Genomic DNA, 5,590 nt, shown 5'->3' with positions numbered 1-5,590 from the left:
GATCCTTGAACACTACGAAGATGCTGTCTCGAACACTACGGGGAGTTTTTCAACAGAATCTGACCAGACAAGTCGGTCAGTCTAAGTGATCTACTGCAATCGATTCACCGCTTTAGCCATTCTTGAGGAATGAGAGCCCTGCCGTCTCTCCAAGGGGGTTCCACAAGCGACTCTTGGTACCAGCTCTCTGGGAGGTTGGCGTGCTCCGTGACGATGATCTGGAAATTGGGCGAAAGCTCTTGAACCAGATCGTAGAGCGTCTTAAACATCCGTCGGACAGCACTGACGTCGGCATCGTTGGGCTGAAGATTCCCGAGACCTTCCTTGGTTCCATCCAGCTGCTTATACGCCGCTGTCGATGGAAAGTAGACCTGCGATGGCTGGTCAATAATCAGGAAGCCGGGGACCGGGCGACGGTTCTCGACAAAATGCTTATGGAGCGCGAGCAGAGCGATCAGGTGGCACCCAAGCCAGTTCTCACCGCTACCCATCCTATGCATGGGGATTGGCGTGTCAGCATCGGCGATCACGGTAAGGCCCGCCGCGTCGAACCTGTAGGGACATCCTCGAAACTCAAGATCAAGGCGCTCCGCCAACTTGGTCATCACACCACCAATTCGATTCAGGATTGAAGTCATCGCGGCTTCAACCGACTCCTCATCAATTTGCACAGAGATCGCCTCGATGCGTGCCTTCAGTGAAGCAATCTCGTTTCGCAAACCAGAGTCCGGGGCTACTTCTTGTACACTTTCCAGGTACAAGCTGATCCTACCTAAGATTCGGGCGATCCGATCTTGAGCGTCGCGCTGTGCGAGAGCATCGTCTTCGGAACCGACAGCCAACCTTAGCTGACGCTGGAGGGTTTGAACCTTTTGCCGCGCGTGGCCCACTCGTTCTTCAAGATCCGCCAGTCGACCTTGAAGTCTTGGACGTTGCGTCTCAATGTCTTCAAGATCTCGTTCCAGGCCCCCGAGGCTAGCTCGAAGTTCATCGGCAGATGGGACAGATCGGTCGCCCCCACAGAGTGGGCACCCGGAAGCGATGCCATTGCCTTGAGGAACGATGCCGATCGCCTTTAGCCGCTCTGATTGCTCTCCTATGGCCTCCGCAAAGAGCTCCCCTTCGAGCTGAAATTGGCGGGCCCGCACCTGTGCATCATACAGCTCGTTGTACTCAAGCCTCGCTCGATCAAGCTCCGTCGTAAGTTCCAGCTGGGATTTTTCCCTTAGTGGATTATTTGGCGCGGAAGGAGTCCAGCGTTGAGCAGCCTCCAGTTGCTGCCGCGCTTTCGCCGGTGTTGAAGCATCAAGATCATTCGACAGGAGTCCGACGGACTTGGCTTCATCGATTAACTGAAGACTTTTGCTGAGTTCACTAGAGCCGACATAGGACGCTTCGCGTTCACGTCGTTCGTACAGTTTCAGTTGTCTGCGAAGTTCTCGCTCTTCCTTGATCAGCGCTAACCGATCCTCTGGCACCGCTCCGAGAAGGTAAGGCAACGTGTCTTTAATAGCTTGCGGCATGAACTGTTCATTCTGCCGATGGAATAAGAACGCCCTGTTCGCGATCTCCCCCTGTTCCTGAAACAAGTAGTACTTCGTATGAGCAACCGTAGCTTCAAGTGGTGATCGCGTATGGTTCTCTCCAGGGGTACTGAGGTTTGGCGACACGCCTAACATCGACGTGAGCTGCTGCGTTAGGCCTTCGTCATTGGTATTTACCTCTAGCTCGCCAAGGTTGGGTGGCTCTATGGAGGCACCTATCTTGAAATACGCCGCTGATTGAGAGGCCGCGCTTCCTCGTGGTGCTGGTTTGGCGCAGAACACGTCACTTCCGGCAACGCGAAGCATTACGGCATACCAAGCGACGACGTCGCGATTTACTCCTTCGAATATGTTGAATGAGCTCCTGCCCAAACAGTAATCGATGATATCAATGATTGCTGACTTTCCTGTTCTAGACTGCCCCGTTATCACGTTCAACTTTCCCAGACGGAAAGGAAGAATTCTTCTTCTGCCGTCGTGGTGATAAAGGATGATCGACCTTATCTGCATAGTCACGGGCGAACTCCAAATAGAGCGAAGATAGTCGGCAAGTCCTTAACCTGGGCGAACAACTTGCCCAGCGTCTGCGCATCCTTCGAAAGATCTTTGTTGTAGGGATTTTTTTCCCATCGCTTCAATGCTGACGCAGCCAAGGGAATAAGGATTTGCTCCGGGCCGAAACCAAGTAATTCGTAGCGCAGGCCAAAGGAAACCGCCTCACGCACTATGGGTGCCAGCGCTTTCGCACGCTCAGGAAATCCGAATAGCACTTGCGGATTTTCCAGAATCCAAGAATGAAACCTAGTCCGAGCGGTCGGAGGCAATAGGGCGACAGACCCGGAGTGCAACAGCAAAGGCAACGCCAGAAAAGCAAGGGGATATGGCAGCCCCTGCTTCACATCCCCCTGGAAGCCAACCGCCAGCCTGTTAAGCAGTGCCGCGCAAAAGGCCGGATTAAACAGATTCGCAACATCGGGAGGCCGCCGAGCCCAACTCTTGACAGTCGTCATGTTGCGGCCGCCGTCATGGCTTGTGTCATCAAATCAGCGAACTTTGGGTGCCAACAGATATCCGGAGGAATCTTGTCTGCAAGAATATGGAAACTCCCTCGTCTCACGAATTCGGCCTCTACTCGTGGCCTGATCCGTAGGTTGCACTCAAGTTCCGCCCACCGAAGAATCGCTTTTCCAACCGTTATCAGCGCCTGATTATCTGTCTCGTCGACAAACGAAAAGTTATGGTCGAAGTAACGCTCCCACTCGTCGCATAACCTCTCCTCATATTTCTCCATTTCTTCGGGGAAAATGAGGCTGTCTCTCAGCCATCTGTGACGTTGATTGTAGGCACGGTGGTAGTCGAATATCGCCTTTCGGATCACCCGGGCGCTCGCGTTAATAGTTTCTAGCTGTTTGACATATTGCCTACTCCGATTTGCATCGACCTCATCGTCGGTCATGTCCAAGCCGTCGTAGTCGATTGGAAGACTTCCATCATGAAAAGTCTCCGCCACCGAAGCAACATACTCGTGCAACTCAAAGCCCGTGATCCCGCCGGCGTACCTTGGGTTCTTCGCGAGCAGGTGCAGAATGACCTTGTCGGTCCACCACCCCTCTACTCTTTCCGCAAACGGTGCCAAATGTTCGGCCCGAACCGCGAGTCGAAGCTGTTGATCAATCTTTTTCTTTGTCCCTGAAATGTCAGGGTGGCTCCCAACGATATAGACCGTTGCCAACAGGGCTTTTCTCTGAGCATCCGTCAGACCCTTGAACGCGTCAAAGGCTTTCTTCAGCGATGCATTGTCGGATTTTGACGCGACTTCCAAGAGCTTCTTCTCGGCCTCGTTAACGTCTCGCTTCATATGGCCCAACAACGAGGCAAGGCTTCCTGCCGGAATCGTCGCGGTCGTGAAGAGCACTATCTTGACGTTATCAAGGGCAAATTTCGCAGATTTTGCTTGCTCAGACCAAACACGTAAGCTCTTCCACAGATCGGGGCTCGCGTCAGTCAAAGCGGCGTCACCTGTATGATGCTTTAGCTGGATCAGCGAAAGAGATCCAGCGCTTACAGCATCTGAAATTTCGATGTCGTCGAGCGCCTCAACCCTCAGCCGGGCTTCATCAGGGGATTCAAGCAGGAGTGAGAGAGCGACCCGCGCCTGATAGAAATAGCCAAGCGCTTGAGGCCCAGCTGAAAATGTTGTCATTGCCCCTCCCTCCGACCAAAGCGATGCCTTGCGCATACTACCAAGACTGGAGAATCAGTAAAGCGCTACTTACTGCGCCAGTATTTCCCCAAGGGAATTGACCTGTCGCCCTATTCGCAAGCGAAGCTCAGTGCCATTGCCCGGAAATTGAATGAGCGGCCACGGAAAACCCTAAACTACGAAACACCGGCACAACGTTTTTACCAAACCGTTGCCTCCACCGGTTGAATCCGCACCCGAACTGAGACATTGTTCTTCTCGAATTCTCACCGGATCGCCTGCCGCCACTCGCTTTCGAAGTAGCGCACCAGTACCTGATTGTTGAGCCGATTCACTTCGGCGTCGACGCGCGCCATGTCCCGAGGAAACTGGAACAGCCCCGGCGTGATCTCGGGCGTCAGGAAGCGCATGGCGACGGAATAAGCCGTGGGGGGCGCGTAGGCGCGACGACCGGCGAGCACGAAACCCCATTCGCCGAAGGACGGCACCAGCGCGTGATACGGCGTGACATTGAGTCCGACGCTCTCCAGCGTCGTGACGACGCACCAGAACGATTGCCGGGCATAGAGCGGCGATGTCGACTGAATGACGGCCAGCGCGTCCGCCGTCAGGTGCTTTTCGAGCAGGCGGAAGAACGCCGAGCTGTAGAGCTTGCCGATGGCGAAATTGGAGGGATCAGGGAAATCGACGACGACGAAATCGAACCGATCGTCGTTATCTTCAAGCCATTTCAGCGCGTCCGCGTTGATTACCCTGACCTTTGGCGAACTCAACGAATCCTGGTTGAGCTTGCGCAGGGCAGCCGCTGTCGAGAACAGTTTCGTCATTGCCGGGTCGAGATCGACCAGCGTGATTTGCCCGATCTGCGGATATTTGAGAACCTCGCGAACGGCCAGTCCGTCGCCGCCACCCAGCACCAGCACCCGACGCGCGCCGGGCAGCGTCGATAGCCCCGGGTGCACGAGCGCCTCGTGGTAGCGGTACTCGTCGCGCGAACTGAATTGCAGGTTGTTGTTCAGATACAGTCGCAGATCGTCCTTCCAGCGGGTGATGACAATGCGTTGATACGGCGAGGTTTCGCTGTGCACGATCTCATCGGCATAGAGATGGGCCTCGGCCAGCGAGGTGAATTGCCCGGCCAGGGCAAAACTGACGCCCAGCGCGGCCAGCGATATAAACGCCTGGGTTTTCAGCCAGATGGCGTTTCGTAGTTGCTCGCGGAACAGCCACATCGCCCAAAGCGCTACCAGCACGTTGAGCAGGCCGAACAGCAGGCCACTACGCACCAGCCCGAGATGCGGCACCAGTAGCAGCGGGAAAAGGATTGAGACAACCAGCGCGCCGAGATAATCGAAGGTGAGCACCTGCGAGACGAGATCCTTGAAGCTCAGCTCGCGCTTGAGGATGCGCATGATCAACGGGATTTCCAGGCCGACCAGTACGCCGATGCCGAACACCGCGAGGTACAGCGCCAGGATGAAGGGAGTGGTGAACCAGACGAAGATGAAGAACAGCGCGGCTGCGGAAAACCCGCCAAGAACGCCGACCATCAGCTCGACCTGGACGAAGCGCGCAATCAGGTTGCGCTCGACAAAGCGCGACAGCCAGGAGCCGACACCCATCGCGAACAGATAGGTCCCGATCACCGTCGAGAACTGCGTCACCGAGTCGCCGAGCACGTAACTCGCAAGCGCGCCGGCAATCAGCTCGTAAGCCAGGCCGCAGGACGCGACGATGAATACCGAGAACAGCAGAGCCTGATTCATTACTTGTGATACAACCGGCTGCCGCTGCCCGTAAGGCGCGACGTCGGGGCGCTTGTCAGACCCTCGAAGAGATTCCA

General features: G+C 55.5%; 4 protein-coding genes and 1 pseudogene. 1 reads left to right on the top strand and 4 read right to left on the bottom strand.

Features of this window, described 5'->3' with window-relative positions:
- Positions 1 to 104: 104 nt before the first annotated feature.
- From PROAA_RS18420 to PROAA_RS18410, 3 genes are read right to left on the bottom strand one after another with little or no spacing between them, the layout of a single operon-like run.
- Positions 105 to 2,054, bottom strand: coding sequence for a DUF3732 domain-containing protein (locus PROAA_RS18420; protein WP_245664352.1), 1,950 nt, complete (start codon positions 2,052 to 2,054; stop codon positions 105 to 107).
- 2 nt (positions 2,055 to 2,056) lie between these two features.
- A complete protein-coding gene (locus PROAA_RS18415; protein ID WP_186412748.1) occupies positions 2,057 to 2,554 on the bottom strand; it encodes a three component ABC system middle component in 498 nt (165 codons plus the stop codon).
- Positions 2,551 to 3,747: an ABC-three component system protein gene (locus PROAA_RS18410; protein WP_186412747.1), complete on the bottom strand. Its 1,197-nt coding sequence runs from the start codon at positions 3,745 to 3,747 to the stop codon at positions 2,551 to 2,553. The genes PROAA_RS18415 and PROAA_RS18410 overlap by 4 nt, the downstream gene beginning before the upstream one ends.
- A 69-nt stretch (positions 3,748 to 3,816) precedes the next feature.
- On the opposite strand from PROAA_RS18410, the pseudogene PROAA_RS18405 reads away from it, so the two are divergent.
- Positions 3,817 to 3,975, top strand: a pseudogene (locus PROAA_RS18405) (IS30 family transposase); the annotation flags it as partial.
- Between the two features lie 38 nt (positions 3,976 to 4,013).
- On the opposite strand, the gene PROAA_RS18400 reads toward PROAA_RS18405, so the two are convergent.
- Positions 4,014 to 5,590: polyamine aminopropyltransferase (locus tag PROAA_RS18400; RefSeq protein ID WP_245664351.1), on the bottom strand; the 1,577-nt coding region annotated here is incomplete at its 5' end.

The sequence above is a fragment of the Candidatus Propionivibrio aalborgensis genome (assembly GCF_900089945.1).
Taxonomy (GTDB): Bacteria; Pseudomonadota; Gammaproteobacteria; order Burkholderiales; family Rhodocyclaceae; genus Propionivibrio; species Propionivibrio aalborgensis.
Note: the sequence above shows the minus strand (reverse complement) of the source record. Positions and strands in the feature narration are given on the sequence as shown.